This is a genomic window from Bacillus sp. CR71 (assembly GCF_003429245.1).
In the GTDB taxonomy this organism is placed as follows: Bacteria; Bacillota; Bacilli; order Bacillales; family Bacillaceae_G; genus Bacillus_A; species Bacillus_A thuringiensis_S.
In genome coordinates, this window is the sequence record NZ_CP031748.1 from 5,913,544 (window position 1) to 5,913,878 (window position 335).

Below are 335 nucleotides of genomic sequence, written 5' to 3' on the forward strand. Positions count from 1 at the left end.
CTACCAAACGGAACAACTAAATCATACACATATGATGGATTTGGAAACCGTACAAGTGTGAAAGTTGTAGAGAATGGTAAAGAAACAAAGTCTATAGCGGCAACATTCAATGAAGGAAATCAGCTTGTAAAATTCGGAAACGAATCGTTAACGTATGATGCGAATGGCAATCGTACATCTGATGGAAAGTACAAGTATACATGGAATGAAGATGACCAACTTGTAGCGATTACAAAACAAGGTGAAAGCAATGCATTTGCAACTTATAAGTATGACGAGGATAATCGTCGTATTGAAAAGAGTGTAAATGGTCAAGTAACACGTTATTTCTATGA

1 pseudogene is annotated in these 335 nt (G+C 36.1%); it reads left to right on the plus strand.

The features are described from left to right. A pseudogene (locus tag DOS87_RS29850) lies at positions 1-335 on the plus strand (hypothetical protein); the annotation flags it as partial.